Here is a 25,712-nt window from a genome sequence, read left to right on the forward strand (position 1 = left end):
AGGTGCACAAGCCGGCGGATTCTGGCTTGGCTGTAGGCAATGGCGCAAGGATTTGTAGCCTTGAGACCGTGTCTGCTGGTGTCTTGTAAACAGCTTCGTTTAAATCGAAAAAAATGCGCCGCATTCGAAGGCCTCTTCGCGAGCAGGCTCGCTCCCACAGGGGCCGTATTCCAAATGTCCGATTGGGAATGCATGTCAAACTGTGGGAGCGAGCCTGCTCGCGAAGGGGCCAGCCCAATCAGCCGATAAATCCCAAGTAAAACCGCTCTATTTCATTCCCCGGCAAAAGTTGGAAAGCTTCTTGCAATAGCCGCCCTGCGCCCGTTCGGGGCGTCAAAAGTTTGCTTTAAAGGAACGGGGAAAACCGGTGGATCGCACTCAGTTATTCAATACAGCACGCACCAACGTTGCCGACCTCAGTCGAGGCAATCTGGGCGTGCCGTTGTTGCTGCTGGTCATGCTGGCGATGATGATGTTGCCAGTACCGCCGTTCCTGCTCGACGTCTTCTTTACCTTCAACATTGCCCTGTCCATCGTCGTCCTGCTGGTCTGCGTGTATGCGCTGCGGCCGCTGGATTTCGCCGTGTTCCCGACGATTCTGCTGGTGGCGACGTTGCTGCGACTGGCGCTGAACGTGGCCTCGACGCGGGTGGTAATGCTCCACGGTCAGGACGGCCATGCCGCGGCTGGTAAGGTGATTCAGGCGTTCGGTGAGGTGGTGATCGGCGGTAACTACGTGGTCGGTATCGTGGTCTTCGCGATCCTCATGATCATCAACTTCGTCGTGGTGACCAAGGGTGCCGGGCGGATTTCCGAGGTGAGCGCGCGCTTCACCCTCGATGCGATGCCCGGCAAACAAATGGCGATCGACGCCGACCTCAACGCCGGTTTGATTGACCAGAACCAGGCCAAATCGCGCCGTCAGGAAGTCGCCCAGGAGGCGGAGTTCTACGGTTCGATGGACGGTGCCAGCAAGTTTGTCCGTGGTGACGCCATCGCCGGCCTGCTGATTCTGTTCATCAACCTCATCGGCGGCATGGCCGTGGGTATCTTCCAGCACGGCATGAGCTTCGGCGATGCGGGCAAGGTTTACGCCTTGCTGACCATCGGTGACGGTTTAGTGGCGCAATTGCCATCACTGTTGTTATCTACAGCAGCGGCGATCATGGTGACCCGCGCTTCCGGCTCGGAAGACATGGGCAAGCAGATCAATCGCCAGATGTTCGCCTCGCCGAAAGCACTGGCCGTGGCCGCTGGTTTGATGGCGGTGATGGGCCTTGTGCCGGGCATGCCGCACTTCTCCTTCCTGAGTATGGCGGCGCTGGCTGCGGGCGGCGCTTACCTGTTCTGGAAGAAGCAGAACGTTGCCAAGGTCGTGGCGCTGGAAGAGGTCAAGCGTCAGCAGGAACTGCTGCCGTCACCGGCCCGCGCCATGGAAACCAAAGAGCTGGGCTGGGACGACGTGACGCCGATCGACATGATCGGCCTGGAAGTCGGCTATCGCCTGATTCCGCTGGTGGACCGCAATCAGGGTGGGCAATTGCTCGCGCGGATCAAGGGTGTGCGCAAGAAGCTCTCGCAGGATCTGGGCTTTCTGATGCCGACCGTGCATATCCGCGACAACCTCGATCTGGCGCCGAGCGCGTATCGGCTGACGCTGATGGGCGTGATTCTCGCCGAGGCCGAGATCTACCCGGATCGCGAACTGGCGATCAACCCGGGTCAGGTCTACGGCTCGCTCAACGGTATCAACGCCAAAGATCCGGCTTTCGGCCTGGAGGCGGTGTGGATCGAAATCAGCCAGCGCGCCCAGGCGCAATCGCTCGGCTACACCGTGGTCGATGCGAGCACCGTGGTCGCCACGCACTTGAACCAGATTCTGTACAAGCACTCCAGTGAGCTGATTGGCCACGAGGAAGTGCAGCAACTCATGCAATTGCTGGCCAAGAGCTCGCCGAAACTGGCGGAAGAGCTGGTGCCGGGCGTGGTTTCGCTGTCGCAGTTGCTCAAGGTCCTGCAAGCGCTGCTCGCCGAGCACGTGCCGGTGCGCGACATTCGCAGCATCGCCGAAGCGATCGCGAACAACGCTGCCAAGAGTCAAGATACCGCCGCGCTGGTCGCCGCTGTGCGGGTCGGCGTATCCCGTGCAATCGTCCAAAGCATTGTAGGCACTGAGTCCGAGCTGCCTGTAATCACATTGGAACCAAGGTTGGAACAGATATTGCTCAATAGTCTGCAGAAGGCAGGACAAGGCTCGGAAGAGGGCGTTCTGCTGGAGCCGAGCATGGCCGAGAAGCTGCAACGTTCGTTGATCGAAGCGGCCCAGCGTCAGGAAATGCAAGGCCAACCGGTGATCCTGCTGGTAGCAGGCCCGATTCGCGCGATGCTCTCGCGTTTCGGCCGCCTCGCAGTGCCAGGGCTGCATGTACTGGCCTACCAGGAAGTACCGGACAACAAGCAAGTGACCATCGTTGCGACAGTAGGGCCCAACGGCTGAGGTAGTGGTTTATGCAAGTTAAGCGTTTTTTCGCCGCCGATATGCGTCAGGCCATGAAGCTGGTTCGCGATGAGCTGGGCGCTGATGCCGCCATCATCGGCAACCGCCGCATTGCCGGCGGCGTCGAGTTGACGGCGGCTCTGGATTACAAATTGTCGGCGCTGGCGCCACGGGTTCCGAACATGGAACTCGAAGACGAGCTGCGCAAGACCCAGTCGCGCATCGTCACCGCCCAGGCCGAGCTGAGCCTGCGTGGCGAAGCCGACGGCAACACCAATCAGCAGTTGTTCGCCGGGCTGCCGTTGACCGCAGGCCTGCCGCTGACCGCTGCCGAGCCGCTGAGCGAGCCAACCTACGCTGCCCCGCCGCGCCCGGCCGCAGCGCCTGCGCAGGCCTCGGCGGGTGTCGATCCGCGTGCACTGGATTCGATGCGTTTTGAATTGAACAGCTTGCGCGAGCTGATGGAAGTGCAGCTCGGCACCCTGGCCTGGAATCAGCTGCAAGGCAGCCGTCCGGCCCAGGCCAATCTGTATCGCCGTCTGCAGCGCATCGGCCTGTCCGGCCCGCTGTCGCGCGATCTGTTGGCGATGATCACCGATATCGAAGAACCCCGTCAGGCCTGGCGCATGCTGTTGGCCCACCTGGCGCGGATGATTGCCGTGCCGGAAGTCGAGCCGCTGGAAGAGGGCGGTGTGATTGCCATGGTCGGCCCCGCCGGCATGGGCAAGACCACCACGCTGGCCAAGCTCGCCGCGCGTTATGTGCTCAAGTACGGCGCGCAGAACGTTGCACTGGTAAGCATGGACAGCTTCCGCATCGGCGCTCAGGAACAATTGAAAACCCTCGGGCGCATCCTCAACGTGCCGGTAACGCACGTCGATCCGGGTCAGTCGCTGGTGCAGGCATTGGATCCACTGCTACGCAAACGCGTAGTTTTGATCGATACTGCCGGCCTGCAAGCCAGTGATCCGGCGTTGCGCATGCAGCTTGAGAGCCTGGCCGGGCGTGGCATTCGCTCAAAAAATTATCTGGTCCTGGCAACCACCAGCCAGAAACAGGTTCTAACTGCCGCTTATCACAGTTACAAGCGTTGCGGGCTGGCCGGCTGCATCCTGACTAAACTGGATGAAACGGCCAGTCTCGGCGAAGTGTTGAGCCTGGCGATCAGTCATGAATTGCCGGTCGCGTATCTGACCGATGGCCCACGGATTCCGGATGATCTGCATCTGCCGCGTCGTCATCAATTGGTCAGCCGCGCCGTCAGCGTGCAAATGCAGGAAGAACCCAGCGAAGAAGCCATGGCTGACATGTTCGCTGATATCTATCACAGCCCGACCAAGCAGGTTGGCTGAGGTAATCATGAACAGTTTTTGTACCTACATCGATGGTCTGCCACGCATTGTTCCGATCAGGAACGCGCAGCCAGTAATGTGGCCTCCGTCTATGCAAGACAAGGTAAAGAAATAACATGGGCAGCATGCATCCCGTACAGGTGATCGCGGTGACCGGCGGCAAAGGTGGCGTCGGCAAGACTAACGTGTCAGTGAACTTGTCGCTGGCGCTGGCAGAGCTTGGCCGTCGGGTCATGCTGCTGGACGCCGACCTGGGCCTGGCGAACGTCGACGTTCTGCTGGGGCTGACACCCAAGCGCACACTGGCCGACGTCATCGAAGGCCGTTGCGAATTGCGCGACGTGCTGTTGCAAGGCCCGGGCGGGATTCGCATCGTGCCGGCGGCCTCCGGCACGCAGAGCATGGTGCACTTGAGCCCGGCGCAACACGCCGGCCTGATCCAGGCGTTCAGCGACATCGGCGACAATCTCGACGTGCTGGTGATCGATACCGCTGCGGGTATTGGTGACTCGGTAGTCAGTTTCGTACGCGCCGCCCAGGAAGTGTTGCTGGTGGTCTGCGACGAGCCGACTTCGATCACCGACGCTTACGCGCTGATCAAGTTGCTCAACCGCGATTACGGCATGAACCGCTTCCGCGTGCTGGCCAACATGGCGCAGAGCCCGCAGGAAGGGCGCAACCTGTTCGCCAAGTTGACCAAGGTCACGGATCGCTTCCTCGACGTCGCCCTACAATACGTCGGCGCCGTGCCATACGACGAAAGCGTGCGCAAGGCAGTGCAGAAGCAGCGCGCCGTCTACGAAGCCTTTCCCCGTTCCAAGTGCGCACTGGCCTTCAAGGCCATCGCCCAGAAGGTCGATACCTGGCCGCTGCCCGCCAACCCGCGCGGGCATCTGGAATTTTTCGTCGAGCGTCTCGTGCAGCAAACCGCAGGGCCTGTGATATGACCGCCAGTGGCATGAATCTTTACAAAAAGTCGGCGCGTGACGCGCAATACGAATTGATCGAGCGCTACGCGCCGCTGGTCAAGCGCATTGCCTATCACTTGCTGGCGCGCCTGCCGGCCAGCGTGCAGGTCGAAGACCTGATCCAGGCCGGGATGATCGGTTTGCTGGAAGTCTCGACCAAATACGACGCCAGCAAAGGCGCCAGTTTCGAAACGTACGCGGGCATTCGAATCCGCGGCGCGATGCTCGATGAAGTGCGCAAAGGGGATTGGGCGCCACGCTCGGTTCACCGTAATACCAGGATGGTCAGCGACGCGATTCGCTCGATTGAAGCTAAAACCGGCCGTGACGCTAAAGATCACGAGGTTGCGGCCGAACTCCAATTGAGTCTCGACGATTACTACGGGATTCTGAATGACACCTTGGGCAGTCGCCTGTTCAGTTTCGACGACCTGTTGCAGGACGGCGAACACGAAGGGCTGCACGAGGATGGCGCCAGTGCTCATATGGAGCCGTCACGCGATCTGGAAGATGAACGCTTTCAGGCGGCGCTGGCGGACGCGATTGCCAATTTGCCGGAGCGTGAGCGACTGGTGTTGGCGCTGTACTACGACGAAGAGCTGAACCTCAAGGAGATCGGTGAAGTCCTTGGCGTCAGTGAATCGCGGGTCAGCCAGTTACACAGCCAGTGCGCGGCCCGTCTGCGGGGGCGTTTGGGGGAGTGGCGAGCGCGCTGAAGGCAGTGTGGGGACACTGCGAAACGAGGCTGGTGCGGTGATGAACGGCGCCGGTCTCGATCCGTTGTGCTCCAGACAAACTTTAAGTGCTGCGCCGATTGATTGAAGTGGCGCGTCCAGGTGCTGGGCGCGTTTAAGACTGCTTGGAGGTCGAATTGAACAAAGACATGAAAATCCTCATCGTTGATGACTTCTCAACGATGCGGCGGATCATCAAGAACCTGCTGCGCGATCTTGGGTTCACCAACACCGTCGAGGCCGACGATGGCACCACTGCCATTCCGGTGCTCAACAGCGGCAGCATCGACTTTCTGGTAACGGACTGGAACATGCCGGGCATGACCGGTATCGACCTGCTGCGTCACGTGCGCGCCGATGAAAAACTCAAGCACCTCCCGGTGTTGATGGTGACTGCTGAAGCCAAGCGCGAGCAGATCATCGAGGCCGCTCAGGCCGGTGTGAACGGTTACGTAGTCAAACCTTTCACGGCTCAAGCGTTGAAAGACAAAATCGAGAAGATTTTCGAACGCATCGGCTGATGAATGCGCGGGGGAGCTATGGAGCATAACGAATCATCACAGGGCGATTTCGAATCGACCCTGAAAAAACACGCGGTCGAACTGGTCGAGAGCCTTGAAAAAGGCAAGTTCGGCGACGCGGTGCAACTGATCCATGAGCTCAATCAGACCCGTGACCGCGGCCTGTATCAGGAAGTGGGCAAGCTCACACGTGAACTGCACAGTGCGATCGTCAATTTCCAGATCGATCCGCACATGCCGCAGGCCGAGGAAGTGTCGCAAATCACCGACGCCACCGAACGCCTGGGCTATGTGGTCAAGCTGACGGAAGCCGCGGCCAACCGCACCATGGATCTGGTGGAAAGCGCCACGCCGGTGGTCAACAGTCTCGCTGATGAAGCGCAGACGTTGAGCGCCGATTGGGGCCGCTTCATGCGTCGCGAGGTCGGGGCTGAAGAGTTCCGTGAACTGGCGCGCCGGGTCGACGGTTTTCTGTCACGCAGCAGCACGGACAACCGTGCGGTGTCGAGCAACCTCAACGACATCCTGCTGGCTCAGGATTACCAGGACCTCACAGGTCAAGTGATCAAGCGTGTGACCCAACTGGTCACCGAAGTCGAAAGCAATCTGCTCAAACTCGTGCTCATGGCCAGTCAGGTCGACCGCTTTGCGGGCATCGAACATGACCGCGCCGCAATGCTTGCTGAAAAAGATCCACAAAAACATCTCTCGCAGGGTGAAGGTCCGCAGATTCATGCCGATAAACGAGAAGACGTTGTGTCCGGTCAGGACGATGTGGACGATTTGTTATCCAGCCTTGGATTCTAGAGTTTCGGAATTCGGGTTTTTTGGGTTTTTAGACCTGTAGGAGCACCCCATTAATGAGCTTCGGCGCCGATGAAGAGATCCTTCAGGATTTCCTGGTTGAGGCCGGCGAGATTCTTGAGCAACTGTCCGAACAATTGGTCGAGCTGGAAAGCCGTCCGGATGATGCAGATCTGCTCAATGCAATTTTTCGCGGTTTCCACACTGTAAAAGGGGGCGCCGGCTTCCTTCAGCTCAATGAGCTGGTGGAGTGCTGTCACATCGCCGAAAACGTGTTCGACATCCTGCGCAAGGGTGAGCGTCGCGTTGATGCAGAACTGATGGACGTGGTGCTCGAAGCACTGGACGCGGTGAACAGCATGTTCAGCGAAGTCCGTGAGCGTGCACCGATCACCGCTGCCACGCCGGAACTGTTGGCCGCGCTGGCGCGTCTGGCCGAACCGCAATCGGCGGATGAAGCCCCGGCTTCGCCGGTTGCCGAGATGATCGAAGAACTGGTCGTTGAAAGCGACTCCTCGGACGACATCACCGATAACGAATTCGAACAACTGCTGGACTCGCTGAATGCCGTCAAGGCCCAGGCCGAGGCTCCGGCCGCTGCTGTGGCGCCCGCGCCGGTTGCCGACACGGCGGCCAGCGATGAAATCACCGACGCCGAATTTGAATCGCTGCTCGATCAACTGCATGGCAAAGGCCAGTTTGCTGTCGATGCGGTCGCTCCGGCGGCACCAGCAGCGCCGGCTGCTCCGGCCGCGCCTGCTGCGGGCGACAGCTCGGACATCACCGACGACGAATTCGAAGCCTTGCTCGATCAGTTGCACGGCAAGGGCAACTTCGCCGTTGACGCGCTGGAATCGGCCATCGCTTCGGCCCCGTCAGCACCTGCTGCACCGGCAGCCGCTGCGGCCGGCAGTGACCTGATCAGCGATCACGAATTCGAATCGCTGCTCGACGAACTGCACGGCAAAGGCAAGTTTGACGCCAGCGCTGCGACTGCCGGCTCCGTGTCGAGCGTCGCCACGCCAGCGGCGAAAGCTCCGGCTGCCGCTGCTGCGCCGAAGCCTGCCGCCAAGCCTGAACCGAAAGCCGAGGCGCCGAAACCGGCCGCCGCTGCTGCACCGGCTCCGGCCCGCGCGCCAGCTGCTGCCCCGGCAGAAAAGCCGGCCAGCGAAGCGGAAACCACCGTGCGCGTCGACACCGCGCGGCTCGACGAGATCATGAACATGGTCGGTGAGCTGGTGCTGGTGCGTAACCGTCTGGTGCGTCTGGGCCTCAACAGCGGCGACGAAGCCATGTCCAAGGCCGTGTCGAACCTCGACGTGGTCACCGCTGACCTGCAGACCGCCGTGATGAAAACGCGGATGCAGCCGATCAAGAAGGTCTTCGGGCGCTTCCCGCGTCTGGTTCGCGACCTCGCACGTCAGCTCAAGAAAGAGATCAACCTGGAACTGGTGGGCGAAGAAACCGACCTCGACAAAAACCTTGTCGAGGCTCTGGCCGACCCGCTGGTCCACTTGGTGCGCAACGCTGTCGACCACGGCATCGAGTCGCCGGAAGAACGCGAAGCATCGGGCAAGGCCCGTGGCGGTCGCGTGGTGCTGGCGGCCGAGCAGGAAGGCGACCATATCCTGCTGTCGATCTCCGACGACGGCAAAGGCATGGACCCGAACGTCCTGCGTTCGATCGCGGTAAAACGCGGTGTGATGGACAAGGACGCCGCCGATCGCCTGAGCGATACCGAGTGCTACAACCTGATTTTCGCTCCGGGTTTCTCGACCAAGACCGAGATCTCCGACGTGTCCGGCCGTGGTGTCGGCATGGACGTGGTGAAGACCAAGATTTCCCAGCTCAACGGTTCGATCAACATCTACTCGACCAAGGGCCAAGGCTCGAAGATCGTCATCAAGGTGCCGCTGACCCTGGCGATCATGCCGACGCTGATGGTCATGCTGGGCAATCAGGCGTTTGCGTTCCCGCTGGTCAACGTCAACGAAATCTTCCACCTCGACCTGTCGACCACCAACGTCGTCGACGGTCAGGAAGTGGTGATCGTGCGCGACAAGGCGCTGCCATTGTTCTACCTCAAGCGCTGGCTGGTCAGCTCCGCCGCTCACGAAGAGCAGCGCGAAGGCCATGTGGTGATTCTTTCGGTGGGCACTCAGCGGATCGGCTTCGTCGTCGATCAACTGGTCGGCCAGGAAGAAGTGGTCATCAAGCCATTGGGCAAAATGCTCCAGGGAACTCCGGGCATGTCCGGCGCCACCATCACCGGTGACGGCCGCATTGCGCTGATTCTCGATGTTCCAAGCATGCTCAAGCGTTACGCCACAAAGCGTATTTGAATCCGGGGCGGCGGCGCGATGACGCGCCGCTGCACCTAATGGAGTGTTTATGGCAGTCAAAGTCCTGGTGGTGGACGATTCGGGTTTTTTCCGCCGCCGCGTCTCGGAAATTCTTTCGGCGGATCCGAGCATCCAGGTGGTCGGCACGGCCACCAACGGTAAAGAGGCGATCGATCAGGCCATGGCCCTCAAGCCTGACGTGATCACCATGGACTACGAGATGCCAATGATGGACGGCATCACGGCAGTGCGGCACATCATGCAGCGCTGCCCGACCCCGGTGTTGATGTTCTCCTCGCTGACCCACGAAGGCGCGCGGGTAACCCTCGATGCGCTGGACGCCGGTGCGGTGGATTTCCTGCCGAAGAATTTCGAAGACATCTCGCGCAACCCCGAAAAGGTCAAGCAGTTGCTGTGCGAGAAAGTCCACAGCATCTCGCGCAGTAACCGTCGTTTCAGTGCCTACAGCGCGCCGGCTCCCGCCGCTGCGCCAGCGCCGACGCCTGCTCAGGCAGCGTCGAGCTACGGCAGCCACACGAGCCACAGCAGCCCTGTCCCGGCACGTCCGGCACCTGCGCCTGCGCCTGCGCCTGCCCGTGCATCCGCTGCCAGTGCTTCGTCGCCGGCACCGAAACGCAAAGCCTACAAACTGGTTGCCATCGGCACCTCGACTGGCGGCCCGGTCGCGCTGCAACGTGTACTGACGCAGTTGCCGGCGAACTTCCCGGCGCCGATCGTGCTGATCCAGCACATGCCGGCGGCGTTCACCAAGGCGTTTGCCGAGCGTCTCGACAAGCTCTGCCGCATCAGCGTCAAGGAAGCCGAGGATGGCGACATCCTGCGTCCGGGCCTGGCGCTGCTGGCGCCGGGTGGCAAGCAGATGATGATCGACGGCCGTGGCGCGGTGAAGATTTTGCCGGGTGACGAACGTCTGAATTACAAGCCGTGCGTGGACATTACCTTCGGTTCTGCAGCCAAGTCTTACGGCGACAAAGTTCTGGCAGTGGTGCTGACCGGCATGGGCGCCGACGGCCGCGAAGGCGCGCGTCTGCTCAAGCAGGGCGGCAGTTCGGTGTGGGCGCAGGACGAAGCTAGCTGCGTGATCTACGGCATGCCGATGGCCATCGTCAAAGCCGATCTGGCTGACGCGGTGTATGGTCTGGACGACATCGGCAAGCACATCGTCGAGGCGTGTATCTGATGGATGTTCTCAGCCTAATCGGCCTCATCATGGCGTTCGTCGCCATCATCGGCGGCAACTACCTTGAAGGCGGTCACCTCGGCGCGCTGGCCAACGGCCCGGCGGCGCTGATTGTACTGGGCGGCACGGTCGGTGCTGCGCTGCTGCAATCGCCGATGAGTGCGTTCAAGCGCGCCATGCAGATTCTCGGCTGGATCTTCTTTCCGCCGCGTGTCGATCTGGCTGGTGGCATCGACCGCGTGGTCAATTGGAGCCTGACGGCGCGCAAGGAAGGCTTGCTCGGCCTCGAAGGCGTGGCTGACGCCGAACCTGACAGCTATTCGCGCAAGGGTCTGCAACTGCTGGTCGACGGCGCCGAGCCGGAAGCCATTCGCAGCATTCTCGAAGTGGATTTCTACACTCAGGAATCCCGCGATATCGAAGCGGCCAAGGTCTTTGAGAGCATGGGCGGCTACGCGCCGACCATCGGCATCATCGGTGCGGTGATGGGCCTGATCCACGTGATGGGCAACCTCGCCGATCCGTCGCAACTGGGTAACGGCATTGCCGTGGCGTTCGTCGCGACCATCTACGGCGTGGCCAGTGCCAACCTGATCCTCTTGCCGGTCGCGGCCAAGCTCAAGTCCATCGCGTTGCGGCAGTCGCGTTATCGCGAAATGTTGCTGGAAGGAATTCTGTCGATCGCCGAAGGTGAAAACCCTCGTTCCATTGAGTTGAAGCTGCAAGGCTTCATGGACTAAGGGAATAACCTCATGGCTCGTCGTCGCCACCAGGAAGAACACGTCAATCACGAGCGCTGGCTCGTGTCCTACGCGGATTTCATCACTTTGCTGTTCGCGTTTTTCGTGGTGATGTACTCGATCTCGTCGATCAACGAAGGCAAATACAAAGTCATTTCCGAAGCGCTGATCGGCGTGTTTACCGACTCCGATCGCTCGCTCAAGCCGATTCCGATCGGCGACGAACGACCGAAAACCGTGACCCCGGCCAAGCCGCTGGTCAAGGATGCCGAACAGGTCGACGCCGGTATTTCCGGGGCCAGCGATCCGCTGAAAAGCATCGCCGATGACATCAGTGCCGCCTTCGGTGACTTGATCAGCTCCAACCAGATGACCGTGCGCGGCAACGAGTTGTGGGTCGAGATCGAGCTCAATTCCAGCCTGTTGTTTGGCAGCGGCGATGCCATGCCGAGCGACATCGCGTTCAACATCATCGACAAGGTCGCGGCGATCCTCAAACCGTTCGATAACCCGATCCACGTCGAAGGCTTCACCGACGATCAACCGATCCGCACCGCGCAGTACCCGACCAACTGGGAACTGTCCTCGGCGCGTTCGGCGAGCATCGTGCGCATGCTCGCCATGCAGGGTGTGAACCCTGGGCGACTGGCATCGGTAGGCTACGGCGAATTCCAGCCAGTGGCCAACAACGCCACGGTCGAAGGCCGGGCGAAGAACCGTCGTGTGGTGCTGGTGGTGTCGCGCAATCTCGATGTGCGCCGCAGCCTCACCGGCACCGGAACCGCCAATGCGCAACCGGATGCGGCGTTGAAGCGCGCTGGCACACAAACTGCACCGACCCCGGTCAAGACGCCGGGACGCGAGAGTGCCGTCAATTCTCCGTCGCCCGCATTAACACGCTGAAGCATGTCTCGGCCAATCAACCTGGCCGGGAGGAACGAACTGAATGAGAGTCTGGGCAGTCGCCAATCAAAAGGGTGGTGTCGGTAAAACCACATCCTCCATCGCTTTAGCCGGGTTGCTGGCCGAGGCGGGCAAGCGCGTGGTTGTGGTCGATCTCGACCCGCACGGCTCGATGACCAGCTATTTCGGTTACGACCCCGACAGCCTGGAGCACAGCAACTACGACCTGTTTCTGCACAAGGGCAGCGTGCCGCAAGGCCTGCCGGGGCAGTTGCTGTTGTCGACCAGCGACGAACGCATTTCCCTGCTGCCATCGAGCACCGCACTGGCCACCCTTGAACGACAGTCGCCGGGGCAGAGTGGCTTGGGCCTGGTGATCGCCAAGAGTCTGGCGCAATTGTGGCAGGACTTCGATTACGCGATCATCGACAGCCCGCCGTTGCTCGGTGTGCTGATGGTCAACGCCCTCGCGGCGAGCCAGCAACTGGTGATCCCGGTGCAGACCGAGCACTTGGCCGTGAAAGGTCTGGAGCGCATGGTCAACACCCTGGCGATGATTAACCGTTCGCGCAAACAACCGCTGCCGTTCAGCATCGTGCCGACCCTGTTTGACCGCCGCACGCAGGCGTCGATGGGCACCTTGCGCGTGCTGCGTGACAAATTCCCCGACGACATCTGGCACGGCTACATCCCGGTCGATACCCGTCTGCGCGACGCCAGCCGGGCCGGCGTCACGCCTTCGCAATTCGACGGCAAGAGCCGTGGCGTGCTGGCCTACCGCGCACTGCTCAAGCACCTGCTCGCGCAGCAACTTGTTCCGCAGGTGGCCTGAGCATGATCTTTATTCGTGTAGGAGCTGCCGAAGGCTGCGATCTTTTGATCTGGCCTGTCAGTGCTCCTGAAAAGATCAAAAGATCGCAGCCTTCGGCAGCTCCTACAGGGAGTCGCGCATGAACCGGCCGGTGAAGCTGACTTCTCGTCCGCAACAGGCCTTGCAGTCCTATCTGGAAGACCTGTTGCTCGACCTGCCCGAGGACTTGCCTGCGCCGGTCGAAGCGCCGCCGCCAGTCGCCGAACAGGCGCAGCCTGAAGTGGTGGAAAGCACCGAGGCCATGGACGAGTTCCAGGCCGCGGTGCTGGAAGAACAGGCCCGCGACGCGCAGAAATCCGTCGCTCCGATTACCGCGCCCGCTGCTGCCCCCGTGGCCAAAGCGCCAGTCGCGCTGATCGACGAACCGCGTGCGCCGCTGTCGACCTTGGCGCCGCTGCTGCAAACGCAATTATTGACCGTGCCGGAACCCGAGCCGGAGCCAGAACCCGCGCCGCAGATTGTGGAGCCGAAGGTGCTGGTCTCGCCGCTGGTCGAAGTGCATCTGCCACCGAACAACCCGCCGCCACCGGTCGAGCCCGATGGCCGTCCGGCCTGGGCTGCCGATGCTTTCGAATGCTTGCTGTTCGACGTTGCCGGGCTGACCCTGGCGGTGCCGCTGGTGTGCCTCGGCTCGATCTATTCGCTGGCCGGCCACGAGCTGACGCCGCTGTTTGGTCAGCCGGAGTGGTTCCTCGGCATTCTGCCGAGCCAGGCTGGCAACCTGAAAGTTTTGGACACCGCGCGCTGGGTCATGCCGGACCGTTACCGCGATGACTTCCGGCAGGGCCTGCAATACGTGATTTCGGTACAAGGTTACGAGTGGGGGCTGGCGGTGCATCAGGTCAGCCGCTCGTTGCGCCTTGACCCGAATGAAATCAAATGGAGAAGTCACCGGGGTCAGCGGCCATGGCTCGCCGGCACCGTGATCGAGCACATGTGTGCATTGCTTGACGTATCCGCACTGGCCGAGTTGATCGCCAGCGGCGGGGCAAAGCACTTGAGTGGCAACAAGCCGCTACATAAACCGACATAGCAGCCGACATAACAATCAGGCGATGGCATTTTCCAATGCCACCACACAGAACACACACCGCCCGGGGCGGTTTTTTCGAGGGGTCAGGGTATGAGTAATCAGGCGTCGAATGCAAAAGGTTCTGAAGATCCGATCCTGCAATGGGTGACCTTCAAACTGGATAACGAAACCTACGGCATCAACGTGATGCGCGTGCAGGAAGTGCTGCGCTACACCGAGATCGCGCCGGTGCCGGGTGCACCGAGCTACGTGCTGGGCATCATCAACCTGCGCGGTAACGTGGTCACCGTGATCGACACCCGTCAGCGCTTCGGCCTGCACAGCGGCGAGATCAGCGACAACACCCGTATCGTCATCATCGAAGCCGACAAGCAAGTCGTCGGCATCATGGTCGACAGCGTGGCCGAAGTGGTTTACCTGCGTCAGTCGGAAATCGAAACCGCGCCGAACGTCGGTAACGAAGAATCGGCCAAGTTCATTCAGGGCGTGTGCAACAAGAACAACGAACTGCTGATTCTGGTCGAGCTGGACAAGATGATGAGCGAAGAAGAATGGTCGGAACTGGAGAGCATCTGATTTGATTCTCGAGGTTGCGGTAATTGTTCTGTTCCTGTTCTGGGCCGGCACGCTGGCGATGTTCGTCTCGTACATCAAGGCGCAGCGAGTGATCGCTGCGCAGCAGGCCCAAGGCGATGCGCTGCGTGATCAGCGCATCAAGGAACTGGCCAAACGCGTCGACGACTACCAGAACGGCAACGTGCGCATGGGCGAAGCCCTGCACGAGTTGCGCGCGGTGGTAAGCCCGTTGCCGGACAAGATCGTTGCACTGGAACAACGCGACCCATCGAGCCTGTCATTCGCCCAGGCGGCGAAACTGGTGGGCATGGGCGCCAGCGTCGATGAACTGACTCAGTCGTGCGGGTTGACCCAGGCTGAGGCGGAGTTGATGCGCAAGTTGCACAAGGGCAGCTAGGGGCTTCAAGCTTCAAGCTTCAAGCTTCAAGCAAGATCAAAAGATCGCATCGGAGGCAGCGCCTGCATAAATCCCGTGTAAGCGCTGTCGAAGGCTGCGATCTTTTTTCTCGATTGCATCGCAGGCATAGCGATCCGCAGTTGTCCGGATCAGCTCGCCGGAGTTTTTGTGTAACTGATCAGTTGATACAGGGCTTTCTGCTCACCGTTACCGCCGAAGTCGGCGTTGCCCCAAGCCACTACCCGACGATCTGCCCTGAGTGCCACGAAGGTATCGCCTCCTCCGTACACAGCACGAACGTCAGTGAGCAAATGGGCAACTGCGCTGGTATCGCCGCCGCCGTTCTCTCTTCCCCACGCAACTGCCACGCCGTTGCTGCGCAATGCTACGACCGCGTCTTGGTTGGCATTAATGGCGACAATGTCTCTCAACTGGCGAATGTGTGGCGGAATGTTAACGATATCGCTGGGGAGGGTAGCCCAAGCGTGCACTGAGCCATCCCCGCACAGCACGACAAATCCGGATCCGGAGCCTATGACGTGGACGATGTCGTTGCGACTGGCAATCTCTTCTGGCATGGCCGGCATATGTCCCCATACGACCAGTGCGCCATTGCTTCTGCGTGCTGCAAAGGCTGAGCTGTTACTGGCCAGGTCGACGATATCTCTAAGCGCTGCGATGTCCGACGGCACTTGGCCTCCAAGCGATTCATGCCCCCATGCGCGCACTTGGCCATTGCCGCTCAGTACTGCGAAAGCATGAGTCGAGCAAGCCAGTCTGGTTATGTCGGTGAGCAACGCGATATCGTCCGGCAACTGCGCTGAATGGTCATGATAGCCCCAACAGACGACGTTGCCAGTGCTGCGCAGCGCGGCGAAACCATACTGGCCACCCGACGCTTGCATGATATCGGTCAAATCGGCGATTTCGGGCGGAAGTGCGCCTCCCATCTCGGGCATGCCCCATGCGACAAGCTTGCGCGATTCAAGAAGGGCTACGAAAACATAAGTGCTTCCCGACACCGCGACAACCGTATTCAGCTGTGCGATATCTTCGGGGACGGTCCCGCTGGGCTGAAGTCCCCAAGCGAGGACATTGCCTTGCGCGCGCCGAATCGCAAAGGCTCTCATCCCCGCCGACAACTCTACGACGTCGTGCGCTTCTCTTACCGGTTCCGGCAAAGTGCCGCCGCCATCGACGTGACCCCATGCATGGACTGCCCGGCTGTCCAAAACAGCGCACAGGGCGAATGATGTACCGATAATGTTTGACGGGTTCAGGGTTATCCGTTTCTTGCCCGACCAGACGACCAGTTCCTCATAAGGCCGGACATCGAAAAATTCGCTACCAGTGGCTGACTGCTTGTCTCCAACATACTGCCACATGACGTTCAACGGTTTGAGCGTTGAGGCGTCCAGCGCTACAAGTCGCCAGCTGCGCGTGTAGAAGTTGCCAAGACCACCCCGATTGCCGCGTGCGCCCATGACCAGCAGTCCGCCTTCAGCGTTTATCTTCAGGGGCAATTCATCTTTCTCGTTTGGCATGGAATCAATCCCTCAAGATTGTGGACCTGCGGGCAACCTGGTCAGGTCTGGTCCGTAATCAAGCGCTGCGGGATCGGGCATGCGCTACTGTCAGACCTGACAGTAGCGACAAACGGTATATGGCAGGGCGCAGAAGAGACTGCGACTGCGGCTCAGTAGTCATCCCCGCGCGCGGTGATGTCCTTCTCGACCATCGGCGCGTTCGGGTCTTGTCCTTCGGGGAATTTGCCCTTCAGGTTCCAGGCAAACGCGATGATCTCGGCGATGGTGCGATAGAGCTCTTCGGGAATGCTGTCGCCCAGTTCCATCCGCGCCAGCAGGCGCACCAGCTCGGCGTTCTCGTAGATCGGCACTTCGTAATCGCGGGCGATGCGCAGGATTTCTTCGGCCAGTTCCTCGTCGCCCTTGGCGGTGAGCGTCGGGGCGTGGTTGCCGTCGTATTTGAGGGCGATAGCCTGGCGTGGAGCAGTGGAATCGTTCATGCGGTTTCGTCGACCCAGCGGTGTTCGAGGCGGGTTTGGTTGCCTTGCGGCGGGGTGCCGTGGTGGCAGTCGAGGTCGCCGACGTTGAGCCCGGAATCGAGAAAGCGCTGGCGCAAGGCAAACAGATTGTTTTCGATCAGGTCGGCGGTGTACGGCCGCTCAGCCCACAGCTGGCTGGACAGGCTGCCGGCGATCAGTTGCGCCTGAATCTGCATCGGCCCGAGCGGTTCCAGATCGAAGGCCAGATCGACGCGCCACAATTGCTGTTTGGCTTCGCGTTCATCGCGGCGTTCGTGCGGCTGCGGTTCGCGCTCCGGCGCTTCTTCACGCTGAAACTTGACCTGCAACGGCACGATGTCTTGCAAATTGCGCATGGGGATTTCCAGTTGCCAGGTGCTGAGCAGGCGGCCATCGTCGGTGACGCCTGTCTGCTCCAGGCTCGACAGCTGGTGGCTCTGCAGACGCGACACCGCAGCGGCGGCGAGGCGCAGCAGTTGTTCGAGATCACCTTCGCCTTCGAGTTTCGCCAGCAGTCGTTCGGGCAACGGGAAGCTGCTGGGCACCGGTTTGGCGCTGACCTGGCCGAGGGTGCCGAGGGCGTTCCGGACGAAACTCGGCAGCGCTTGCGCCAGGGTATTGGCGGCAATGATCGCATTAAAATTGGTGTTGCTCGGCAGGCCCGGGGTCAGTTGCGCGATCAGTTTGAGCAGGTCGGCTTTCATGTCCGGGGCGAGAGTCGGGTTTTGTCCGCCGAGCAATTTCGCTTCGAGGAATGCGCCGCTGTTGGCCAATGCCAGCGCCACGCCCTTGGCGGTGCTCATTTGCTGCAGGTCCGGCAGGCTGGCAAGCAGCTTGTCGACCACCGCGCGCAGATCGGCCGAAGTCTGATCGCTGGATGGCGGCAGGTTCTGCAACATCTTCAGCAGGCCATCGAGCGAGCCCTGACGACTTTGCTGACCGAGCAATTGCTGACTGACCGCCAGTTGCTCCTGACGGCTGCTCAGCGGCACGAATTTGAGGGTTTGCGCATCCTGCACCTGCGCCGACAACAAGGTGCCGATGCGCAGCGGTTGCGGGCTGTCGACGGTCAAAGTGCTGCCGCTCAATGCGGTGTTGAGCAGGGTGACCATCGAGCGAAACACCGCCGCTTGCCCCGGCGTCTGCGGCAGGGCCTGCGAGGTCACGACTTTGCCTTGCAGCAAGGTGCCGGCGGGCAATTGCGCGGTATCGATGCGGGTGAGGGTGGCGACGCTGCTGGCGATCGCTTGCTGTACGGTGATCGCCAGATTACCGGCCGATGGCTGAGTGATCGCCAGGTTGGTGCCCTGTGGCAACGGCAGGTTGCTGCTGGCCTGAACGGTGGTCTGACGGCCGCTGTCGAGGGTCACTTTCAACAGCAATTCAAAGGTCTGATCGGCCTGCTTGAGCGACAACACCTCGGCCTTGGCGCTTTGTCCCGCGCCGATCAAGCCTTCGACCGGTGTCAGCAGCTTGAGCAGTTCACCCGTCTGCGGGCGAGCGCTCGCCGGCACGGTGGGCGGCAGCGGGAGGATGTTCATTTCGCCTGTCATACGCGGACACAACCTGAGGAAATTGCGCTCTTGAGAGTAAGGCACGGCATGTATAATGCCGCGCGTCGTGCGCTTCGTTCAAAAAACCTGGCAATTGTTTGATCCAGCTCGCCAGATCGAGCGATCAAAGCATCTATGCTGCATCTCTTTAACGGCCGCTCTAGAGCCGACTTGAACCGTATAAGGCCCGTGATCCCTTGACCAGTCCTGTCCTGCAAACCGTTGCCCTGGCGTGTGAACGCGATCTCAGGCTGCTTTTCGAAAACCTCGAATTGCGCCTGGCCAGTGGCGACATGGTGCAGATCAGCGGCCCCAACGGCAGCGGCAAGACCAGTCTTTTACGTCTGCTCGCCGGTTTGATGCAACCCACCGACGGCCAGGTGCTGCTCAACGGTCAGCCGCTGGCCGAGCAACGCAGCGAACTGGCGCGAAACCTGTTGTGGATCGGCCACGCCGCCGGGATCAAGGATCTGCTCACTCCCGAAGAAAACCTGTCGTGGCTGTGCGCCCTGCATCATCCCGCCGAACGCGAGGCGATCTGGCAGGCGTTGGCAGCGGTAGGATTGCGCGGTTTCGAAGACGTTCCCTGCCACAGTCTTTCCGCCGGCCAACAGCGCCGCGTGGCGCTGGCGCGGTTGTATCTGGACAGCCCGCCGTTGTGGATTCTCGACGAACCGTTCACCGCGCTGGACAAGCAGGGTGTCGCTCAGTTGGAAGAGCATCTGGCCGGCCACTGCGAACGCGGCGGTCTGGTGGTGCTGACCACCCACCACACCCTGAGCCGAATGCCGGCCGGTTATCGCGACATCGATCTGGGGAAATGGGCGGTATGAGTGTCTTCGGCCTGCTGCTTGCCCGCGAATCGCGCCTGCTGTTCCGCCGCCCGGCGGAGCTGGCCAATCCGCTGATTTTCTTTGCCATCGTCATTGCCCTTTTCCCGCTGGCCGTCGGCCCGGAAACTCAAGTCTTGCAAAACCTGTCCCCGGGGTTAGTCTGGGTGGCGGCGTTGTTGTCGGTCCTGCTTTCGCTGGACGGATTGTTTCGCAGTGACTTCGAAGACGGCTCGCTGGAACAGTGGGTCCTTTCGTCGCACCCGCTGCCGCTTCTGGTCCTGGCCAAGGTGCTGGCACACTGGCTGTTCTCCGGTCTGGCACTGGTGCTGCTATCGCCGTTGCTGGCGCTGATGCTCGGTTTGCCGGCTGCGTGCCTGCCGGTGCTGCTGCTGTCGTTGCTGTTGGGCACGCCGGTGTTGAGCCTGCTCGGCGCAGTCGGTGCGGCGCTGACGGTCGGCCTGAAGCGCGGCGGGCTGTTGCTGGCGCTGCTGATTCTGCCGTTGTACATCCCGGTGTTGATCCTTGGCAGCGGCGCGTTGCAAGCGGCGCTGCAAGGCATGCCGGCGACCGGCTACCTGTTGTGGATGGCCAGCCTCACAGCGCTGGCGATCACCCTGACACCCTTTGCAATAGCCGCTGGCCTGAAGATCAGCGTCGGCGAATAATAATGAGGCCTGGTCAAAAATTGACCACTTCTTCAAGAAGAAAGGCATGACCCTCTGCCAGCTCGCGATGATGAGCGGCAACCGTGATGGAAACAGTATGAACTGGACCTGGTTTCACAAGCTCGGCTCGCCCAAGTGGTTCTACGGCATCAGCGGCAAGTTCCTGCCGTGGTTGAGCATTGCAGCGTTGCTGCTGATCGGCGTTGGCGTGGTCTGGGGCCTGGCCTTCGCGCCGCCGGATTACCAGCAAGGCAACAGCTTTCGCATCATCTATATCCACGTGCCAGCGGCGATGCTCGCCCAGTCGATCTACGTAATGCTCGCGGTGTGCGGCGTAGTCGGGCTGGTGTGGAAGATGAAACTGGCCGACGTCGCCCTGCAATGCGCCGCACCAATCGGTGCGTGGATGACCGCCGTGGCGCTGGTCACCGGGGCCATCTGGGGCAAGCCGACCTGGGGCTCGTGGTGGGTGTGGGATGCGCGCCTGACCTCGATGCTGATTCTGCTGTTTCTGTATTTCGGTGTGATCGCGCTGGGCAATGCCATCAGCAACCGCGACAGCGCCGCCAAGGCCTGCGCGGTGCTGGCGATCGTTGGCGTGATCAACATTCCGATCATCAAATACTCGGTGGAGTGGTGGAACACCCTGCACCAGGGCGCGACGTTCACCCTCACGGAAAAACCGGCGATGCCCGCGGAAATGTGGCTGCCGCTGCTGCTGACAGTGCTGGGTTTCTACTGCTTCTTCGGCGCCGTGCTGTTGCTGCGCATGCGGCTGGAAGTGCTCAAGCGCGAGGCCCGCGCCAGTTGGGTGAAGGCCGAAGTGCAGCAGAGTCTGGAGGCGGTGCGATGAGTTTTGCTTCATTCGGCGATTTTCTCGCCATGGGCCATCACGGCCTGTATGTCTGGTCGGCCTACGGCATCTGCCTGGCGGTGCTGGCCCTCAACGTAGTGGCGCCGATTGCGGCGCGTAAGCGTTATCTGCAACAAGAGGCGCGTCGTCTGCGCCGGGAGAACGGCAAGTGAATGCGCTGCGCAAAAAACGTCTGATCATCATTCTGGCGATTCTGGTCGGAGTGGGCGCTGCTGTCGGCCTGGCCCTGAGCGCGTTGCAGGAAAACATCAATCTGTTTTACACGCCGACGCAGATCGCCAACGGCGATGCGCCGCAGGACACGCGCATCCGCGCCGGCGGCATGGTCGAGGCCGGTTCGCTGCAACGCTCCAAGGATTCGCTGGACGTCAAATTCGTCGTCACCGATTTCAACAAATCCGTGACCATCGCCTATCGCGGCATCCTCCCGGATCTGTTCCGCGAAGGGCAGGGCATCGTCGCCCTCGGCAAGCTCAACGCCGATGGCGTGGTGGTCGCCGATGAAGTGCTGGCCAAGCACGACGAGAAGTACATGCCGCCGGAAGTGACCAAAGCGCTCAAGGACAGCGGTCAATCCGCACCGACGCCTGTGAAGGAGGGTTGATCGATGGCTGCTGCACTGTTTATTCCCGAGCTGGGCCATCTGGCGATGATCCTCGCCCTGTGTTTTGCACTGGTCCAAGCGCTGGTGCCGATGCTCGGCGCGTGGCGCGGTGACCGCTTGTGGATGAGCCTGGCGCAACCGGCGGCGTGGGGCCAGTTTGCCTTTCTGCTGTTTGCCTTTGGCTGCCTGACCTACGCGTTCATGACCGACGATTTCTCGGTCGGCTACGTTGCGATGAACTCCAACAGCGCGCTGCCGTGGTACTACAAATTCAGCGCAGTGTGGGGTGCCCACGAAGGTTCGCTGCTGCTGTGGGCGTTGATCCTCGGCGGCTGGACCTTCGCCGTGTCGGTGTTCTCCCGGCAGTTGCCACAAGTCATGCTCGCCCGGGTACTGGCGGTGATGGGCATGATCAGCACCGGTTTCCTGCTGTTCCTGATTCTTACCTCGAACCCGTTTTCGCGGATCCTGCCGCAGATTCCCGCCGACGGTCGCGACCTCAATCCTTTGCTGCAGGACATTGGCCTGATCGTGCATCCGCCGATGCTGTACATGGGTTACGTCGGTTTCTCGGTGGCCTTCGCATTTGCCATCGCCGCGCTGCTCGGCGGCCGTCTCGATGCGGCATGGGCGCGCTGGTCGCGGCCATGGACCATCGTCGCCTGGGCCTTCCTCGGCATCGGCATCACCCTCGGTTCGTGGTGGGCGTATTACGAACTCGGCTGGGGCGGCTGGTGGTTCTGGGACCCGGTGGAAAACGCCTCGTTCATGCCATGGCTGGTCGGCACCGCGTTGATTCACTCGCTGGCGGTCACCGAGAAACGCGGCGTGTTCAAGAGCTGGACGGTGTTGCTGGCGATCGCCGCGTTCTCGTTGAGCCTGCTCGGCACTTTCCTCGTACGTTCAGGCGTGCTGACTTCGGTGCATGCCTTCGCTTCGGATCCCGAGCGCGGCGTGTTCATCCTGATTTTCCTGCTGTTCGTGGTGGGCGGTTCGCTGACCCTTTTCGCCCTGCGCGCGCCAGTGGTGAAAAGTCAGGTCGGGTTCAATCTTTGGTCACGGGAAACCTTGCTGCTGGGCAACAACCTGGTGTTGGTTGTCGCTGCATCGATGATCCTCCTTGGGACCTTGTATCCGCTGATTCTTGATGCCATCAGTGGCGCCAAGCTGTCGGTCGGCCCGCCTTACTTCAATGCGTTGTTCATTCCGTTGATGGCGTTGCTGATGCTGGTCATGGCGATCGGCGTGATCGTGCGCTGGAAGGACACGCCAGTGAAATGGCTGGCGAGCATGCTCACTCCGGTGCTGCTCGGCAGCGTCGCATTGGCCGTGGTGGCCGGCGTGGCTTATGGCGATTTCAACTGGGCAGTGATCGCGACGTTCCTGCTGGCGGCGTGGGTGTTGCTTGCCGGTGTGCGCGATCTGTTCGACAAGACTCGGCACAAAGGCCTGATCAAAGGTTTGCCGACGCTGACCCGCAGCTATTGGGGCATGCAGATCGCCCACCTCGGCATCGCCGTGTGCGCGCTGGGCGTGGTGTTGTCGAGTCAGAACAGTGCCGAACGCGACCTGCGTCTGGCACCGGGCGAGTCGATGGATCTGGCCGGCTATCAATTCGTCTTCGAGGGCGCCAAGCATTTCGAGGGGCCGAATTTTACCTCCGACAAAGGCACCATCCGCGTCATTCGTGACGGCGAGGAAATCAGCGTGCTGCACCCGGAAAAACGTCTGTACACCGTGCAGAACTCGGTGATGACCGAAGCCGGGATCGATGCCGGTTTCACTCGCGATCTCTACGTCGCCCTCGGCGAGCCGCTGGATAACGGCGCCTGGGCCGTGCGCGTACACGTCAAACCGTTCGTGCGCTGGATCTGGTTCGGCGGCTTGCTCACCGGATTGGGTGGTTTGCTGGCGGCGCTGGATCGGCGTTATCGGGTCAAGGTGAAAAGCAAAGTGCGCGAAGCGCTGGGCATGACGGGAGCGGCGGCATGAGGCGTTGGTTGATGTTGTTGCCGTTGGCGATTTTTCTGCTGGTGGCGGTGTTTCTCTATCGCGGCTTGTACCTGGATCCGGCGGAGCTGCCGTCGGCGATGATCGACAAGCCGTTCCCGGAGTTTTCCCTGCCGAGTGTGCAGGGTGACAAGACGCTGACCAAGGCCGACATCCTCGGCAAACCGGCGCTGGTCAATGTCTGGGGCACCTGGTGCATTTCCTGCCGGGTCGAGCATCCGGTGCTGAACAAACTTGCCGAGCGCGGCGTGGTGATCTACGGCATCAACTACAAGGACACCAATGCCGACGCCTTGAAATGGCTGGCCGAGTTCCACAATCCGTATGCGCTGGATATTCGTGACGACGAGGGTTCGCTGGGCCTCAACCTCGGTGTCTACGGCGCGCCGGAAACCTTCTTTATCGACGCCAAAGGCATCATCCGCGACAAGTTCGTCGGGGTGATCGACGAGCAGGTCTGGCGCGAAAAACTCGCGGCCAAGTATCAGGCGCTGGTCGATGAGGCCAAGCCATGAAGCGTTTTCTCGCTGCGGTCGTGTTGGGTTTGAGCCTGGCCGGTGTCGCCCATGCGGCCATCGACACCTACGAATTTGCCAAAGAGGGCGACCGCGAGCGTTTCCGCGAGCTGACCAAGGAACTGCGCTGCCCCAAATGCCAGAACCAGGACATCGCCGACTCCAACGCACCGATTGCCGCCGACCTGCGCAAAGAGATTTTCCGCATGCTCGGCGAGGGCAAGGACAATCAGCAGATCATCGACTTCATGGTCGATCGCTACGGTGATTTCGTCCGCTACAAACCGGCGCTCAATGCCAAGACTGCGCTGCTGTGGTTCGGCCCGGCCGCTCTGCTGCTCGGTGGTTTCGTGGTGATCGCGCTGATCGTGCGCAGGCGTCGCGGGCAACGCGCCGAAACGCCGTCATCGCTGTCTGCCGAAGAACGTCAGCGCCTCGACCAACTGTTGGATAAAAACCAAGAATGATTGATTTCTGGCTTGCCGCAGGGCTGTTGCTTCTGGTCGCCCTGAGTTTTCTGCTGATCCCGGTACTGCGCGAACGCCGCGCTCAGCGGGAAGAAGATCGCACCGCGTTGAACGTCGCGCTGTACCAGGAACGGGTTGCCGAGCTGCAAGCGCAGCAGGCCGAAGGCGTGCTCGACGCCGCGCAACTGGACAGCGGCCGCGCAGAAGCCGCGCGTGAATTGCTCGCGGACACCGAAGGCGTCACCGCACCGCGTGTCTCCCGCCTGGGCAAGCCGTTGCCGCTGCTGGCCGCCGTGTTGGTACCGGTGCTGGGTCTCGGTCTGTACCTGCATTTCGGCGCCGCCGACAAGGTCGAACTGACCCGCGAATTCGCTCAGGCACCACAGTCGATGGAAGAGATGACCCAGCGTCTGGAGCGTGCGGTTGCCGCGCAACCGGATTCCGCTGAAGGCCTGTATTTCCTCGGCCGTACCTACATGGCTCAAGACCGTCCGGCAGACGCGGCGAAGATGTTCGAACGCGCCGCCAACCTCGCCGGTCGCCAGCCGGAACTGCTCGGCCAGTGGGCGCAGGCGCAGTATTTTGCTGACGGTAAAAAGTGGTCGGAGCAGATTCAGAAATTGACCGACGAAGCGCTGAAGGCCGATCCGAAGGAAGTTACCAGCCTCGGCCTGCTCGGCATCGCCGCGTTCGAAGGCGAGCGTTATCAGGAGGCCATCGACTACTGGAATCGCCTGCTCGCGCAACTGCCGCCGGATGACAACTCTCGCGCTGCGCTGCAAGGCGGCATCGAGCGTGCCGCCGAACGCTTGAAAGCCAGCGGCGGCAAAGTTGCCCAGGCACCGGCGCCGAAAGCGGCATTGCTGACAGTCAGCGTTGATCTGGCCAGCGAACTCAAGAGCAAGGTGCAACCGGGCGACAGCGTGTTCATCTTCGCCCGCGCCACTTCTGGCCCACCGGCGCCGCTGGCGGCCAAACGCCTGACCGTCGCCGACCTGCCGGTAACCGTCGAACTGGGCGATGCCGACGCGATGATGCCGCAGTTGAAACTGTCCAACTTCCCTGAAGTCCAACTGGTTGCGCGCATCTCACGAGCCGGTCAACCGACTGCCGGTGAGTGGATCGGTCGCAGCGGCCCAGTGGCCAGCAACACCACCGCGCCACAAAAACTGACTATCGACAGCCCGGACAAGTAACCGGACCCAACA

General features: G+C 61.1%; 26 protein-coding genes. 23 read left to right on the forward strand and 3 right to left on the reverse strand.

Annotated elements, in window-relative coordinates:
• The first annotated feature begins 367 nt into the window (after positions 1–367).
• The 14 genes from flhA to NF676_RS08215 all read left to right on the forward strand — a co-directional run bounded on the left by flhA (position 368) and on the right by NF676_RS08215 (position 14,939).
• Positions 368–2,497 (forward strand): flagellar biosynthesis protein FlhA, encoded by a 2,130-nt coding sequence (gene flhA, locus NF676_RS08150; RefSeq protein ID WP_016771062.1) that lies wholly within the window; start codon positions 368–370, stop codon positions 2,495–2,497.
• 11 nt (positions 2,498–2,508) lie between these two features.
• Positions 2,509–3,849 carry a flagellar biosynthesis GTPase FlhF gene (gene flhF, locus NF676_RS08155; RefSeq protein ID WP_252887510.1) on the forward strand — a complete coding sequence of 447 codons (1,341 nt, stop codon included), beginning with the start codon at positions 2,509–2,511 and terminating at the stop codon, positions 3,847–3,849.
• Positions 3,850–3,965: 116 nt separating this feature from the next.
• Positions 3,966–4,796: a flagellar synthesis regulator FleN gene (gene fleN, locus NF676_RS08160; protein ID WP_016771060.1), complete on the forward strand. Its 831-nt coding sequence runs from the start codon at positions 3,966–3,968 to the stop codon at positions 4,794–4,796.
• Positions 4,793–5,533 carry an RNA polymerase sigma factor FliA gene (gene fliA / locus NF676_RS08165; protein ID WP_016771059.1) on the forward strand — a complete coding sequence of 247 codons (741 nt, stop codon included), beginning with the start codon at positions 4,793–4,795 and terminating at the stop codon, positions 5,531–5,533. The genes fleN and fliA overlap by 4 nt, the downstream gene beginning before the upstream one ends.
• A 167-nt stretch (positions 5,534–5,700) precedes the next feature.
• Positions 5,701–6,072, forward strand: coding sequence for a chemotaxis response regulator CheY (locus NF676_RS08170; protein ID WP_024012118.1), 372 nt, complete (start codon positions 5,701–5,703; stop codon positions 6,070–6,072).
• An 18-nt stretch (positions 6,073–6,090) separates the two neighbouring features.
• Positions 6,091–6,879, forward strand: a complete 789-nt coding sequence (locus NF676_RS08175) for a protein phosphatase CheZ (protein WP_016771058.1) — start codon at positions 6,091–6,093, stop codon at positions 6,877–6,879.
• Between the two features lie 53 nt (positions 6,880–6,932).
• Positions 6,933–9,218, forward strand: a complete 2,286-nt coding sequence (locus NF676_RS08180; protein WP_236169671.1) for a chemotaxis protein CheA — start codon at positions 6,933–6,935, stop codon at positions 9,216–9,218.
• Positions 9,219–9,267: 49 nt separating this feature from the next.
• Positions 9,268–10,419 carry a protein-glutamate methylesterase/protein-glutamine glutaminase gene (locus NF676_RS08185; protein WP_252887511.1) on the forward strand — a complete coding sequence of 384 codons (1,152 nt, stop codon included), beginning with the start codon at positions 9,268–9,270 and terminating at the stop codon, positions 10,417–10,419.
• Positions 10,419–11,159: a flagellar motor protein gene (locus NF676_RS08190; protein ID WP_016771055.1), complete on the forward strand. Its 741-nt coding sequence runs from the start codon at positions 10,419–10,421 to the stop codon at positions 11,157–11,159. The genes NF676_RS08185 and NF676_RS08190 overlap by 1 nt, the downstream gene beginning before the upstream one ends.
• Positions 11,160–11,171: 12 nt before the next feature.
• A complete protein-coding gene (gene motD / locus NF676_RS08195; RefSeq protein ID WP_016771054.1) occupies positions 11,172–12,062 on the forward strand; it encodes a flagellar motor protein MotD in 891 nt (296 codons plus the stop codon).
• Positions 12,063–12,105: 43 nt separating this feature from the next.
• On the forward strand, positions 12,106–12,894 hold the full coding sequence (locus NF676_RS08200) for a ParA family protein (protein WP_024012121.1): 789 nt from the start codon (positions 12,106–12,108) through the stop codon (positions 12,892–12,894).
• Positions 12,895–13,012: 118 nt separating this feature from the next.
• Entirely contained in the window at positions 13,013–13,966 is a 954-nt protein-coding gene (locus tag NF676_RS08205; RefSeq protein WP_095180726.1) for a CheW domain-containing protein, read from the forward strand.
• A 90-nt stretch (positions 13,967–14,056) separates the two neighbouring features.
• Positions 14,057–14,542 (forward strand): chemotaxis protein CheW, encoded by a 486-nt coding sequence (locus NF676_RS08210; RefSeq protein WP_095180727.1) that lies wholly within the window; start codon positions 14,057–14,059, stop codon positions 14,540–14,542.
• Position 14,543: 1 nt separating this feature from the next.
• Positions 14,544–14,939 (forward strand): DUF2802 domain-containing protein, encoded by a 396-nt coding sequence (locus NF676_RS08215; protein WP_016771049.1) that lies wholly within the window; start codon positions 14,544–14,546, stop codon positions 14,937–14,939.
• A 149-nt stretch (positions 14,940–15,088) separates the two neighbouring features.
• On the opposite strand, the gene NF676_RS08220 is transcribed toward NF676_RS08215, so the two are convergent.
• From NF676_RS08220 to fliK, 3 genes are all read right to left on the reverse strand, one after another.
• Positions 15,089–16,483, reverse strand: a complete 1,395-nt coding sequence (locus tag NF676_RS08220; protein ID WP_252887512.1) for an RCC1 domain-containing protein — start codon at positions 16,481–16,483, stop codon at positions 15,089–15,091.
• A gap of 152 nt (positions 16,484–16,635) precedes the next feature.
• Entirely contained in the window at positions 16,636–16,965 is a 330-nt protein-coding gene (locus tag NF676_RS08225) for an EscU/YscU/HrcU family type III secretion system export apparatus switch protein (protein ID WP_041479625.1), read from the reverse strand.
• Entirely contained in the window at positions 16,962–18,536 is a 1,575-nt protein-coding gene (fliK, locus tag NF676_RS08230; protein WP_252887513.1) for a flagellar hook-length control protein FliK, read from the reverse strand. The genes NF676_RS08225 and fliK overlap by 4 nt, the downstream gene beginning before the upstream one ends.
• Positions 18,537–18,733: 197 nt before the next feature.
• On the opposite strand from fliK, the gene ccmA reads away from it, so the two are divergent.
• The 9 genes from ccmA (at position 18,734) to ccmI (ending at position 25,700) form a co-directional block, all read left to right on the forward strand.
• Positions 18,734–19,369 (forward strand): cytochrome c biogenesis heme-transporting ATPase CcmA, encoded by a 636-nt coding sequence (gene ccmA, locus NF676_RS08235; protein WP_041479623.1) that lies wholly within the window; start codon positions 18,734–18,736, stop codon positions 19,367–19,369.
• On the forward strand, positions 19,366–20,034 hold the full coding sequence (ccmB, locus tag NF676_RS08240) for a heme exporter protein CcmB (protein WP_039763615.1): 669 nt from the start codon (positions 19,366–19,368) through the stop codon (positions 20,032–20,034). The genes ccmA and ccmB overlap by 4 nt, the downstream gene beginning before the upstream one ends.
• 97 nt (positions 20,035–20,131) lie before the next feature.
• Positions 20,132–20,887 (forward strand): heme ABC transporter permease, encoded by a 756-nt coding sequence (locus NF676_RS08245; RefSeq protein WP_056786756.1) that lies wholly within the window; start codon positions 20,132–20,134, stop codon positions 20,885–20,887.
• The gene (ccmD, locus tag NF676_RS08250; RefSeq protein WP_016771045.1) at positions 20,884–21,060 is read left to right on the forward strand and encodes a heme exporter protein CcmD; all 177 of its coding nucleotides are present in this window, start codon (positions 20,884–20,886) and stop codon (positions 21,058–21,060) included. Before NF676_RS08245 ends, ccmD begins: the two co-directional genes overlap by 4 nt.
• Positions 21,057–21,512, forward strand: coding sequence for a cytochrome c maturation protein CcmE (gene ccmE / locus NF676_RS08255; RefSeq protein ID WP_056783845.1), 456 nt, complete (start codon positions 21,057–21,059; stop codon positions 21,510–21,512). Before ccmD ends, ccmE begins: the two co-directional genes overlap by 4 nt.
• Before the next feature lie 3 nt (positions 21,513–21,515).
• Positions 21,516–23,504 (forward strand): heme lyase CcmF/NrfE family subunit, encoded by a 1,989-nt coding sequence (locus tag NF676_RS08260; protein WP_056783848.1) that lies wholly within the window; start codon positions 21,516–21,518, stop codon positions 23,502–23,504.
• Positions 23,501–24,037, forward strand: coding sequence for a DsbE family thiol:disulfide interchange protein (locus tag NF676_RS08265; protein ID WP_024012128.1), 537 nt, complete (start codon positions 23,501–23,503; stop codon positions 24,035–24,037). The genes NF676_RS08260 and NF676_RS08265 overlap by 4 nt, the downstream gene beginning before the upstream one ends.
• On the forward strand, positions 24,034–24,504 hold the full coding sequence (locus NF676_RS08270; protein ID WP_252869016.1) for a cytochrome c-type biogenesis protein: 471 nt from the start codon (positions 24,034–24,036) through the stop codon (positions 24,502–24,504). Before NF676_RS08265 ends, NF676_RS08270 begins: the two co-directional genes overlap by 4 nt.
• Complete coding sequence (gene ccmI / locus NF676_RS08275; protein WP_252887514.1) at positions 24,501–25,700, forward strand: c-type cytochrome biogenesis protein CcmI; 1,200 nt, start codon at positions 24,501–24,503, stop codon at positions 25,698–25,700. The genes NF676_RS08270 and ccmI overlap by 4 nt, the downstream gene beginning before the upstream one ends.
• Positions 25,701–25,712 lie beyond the last annotated feature (12 nt).

Origin of the sequence: Pseudomonas siliginis, assembly GCF_024072275.1 — a bacterium.
In the GTDB taxonomy this organism is placed as follows: Bacteria; Pseudomonadota; Gammaproteobacteria; order Pseudomonadales; family Pseudomonadaceae; genus Aquipseudomonas; species Aquipseudomonas siliginis.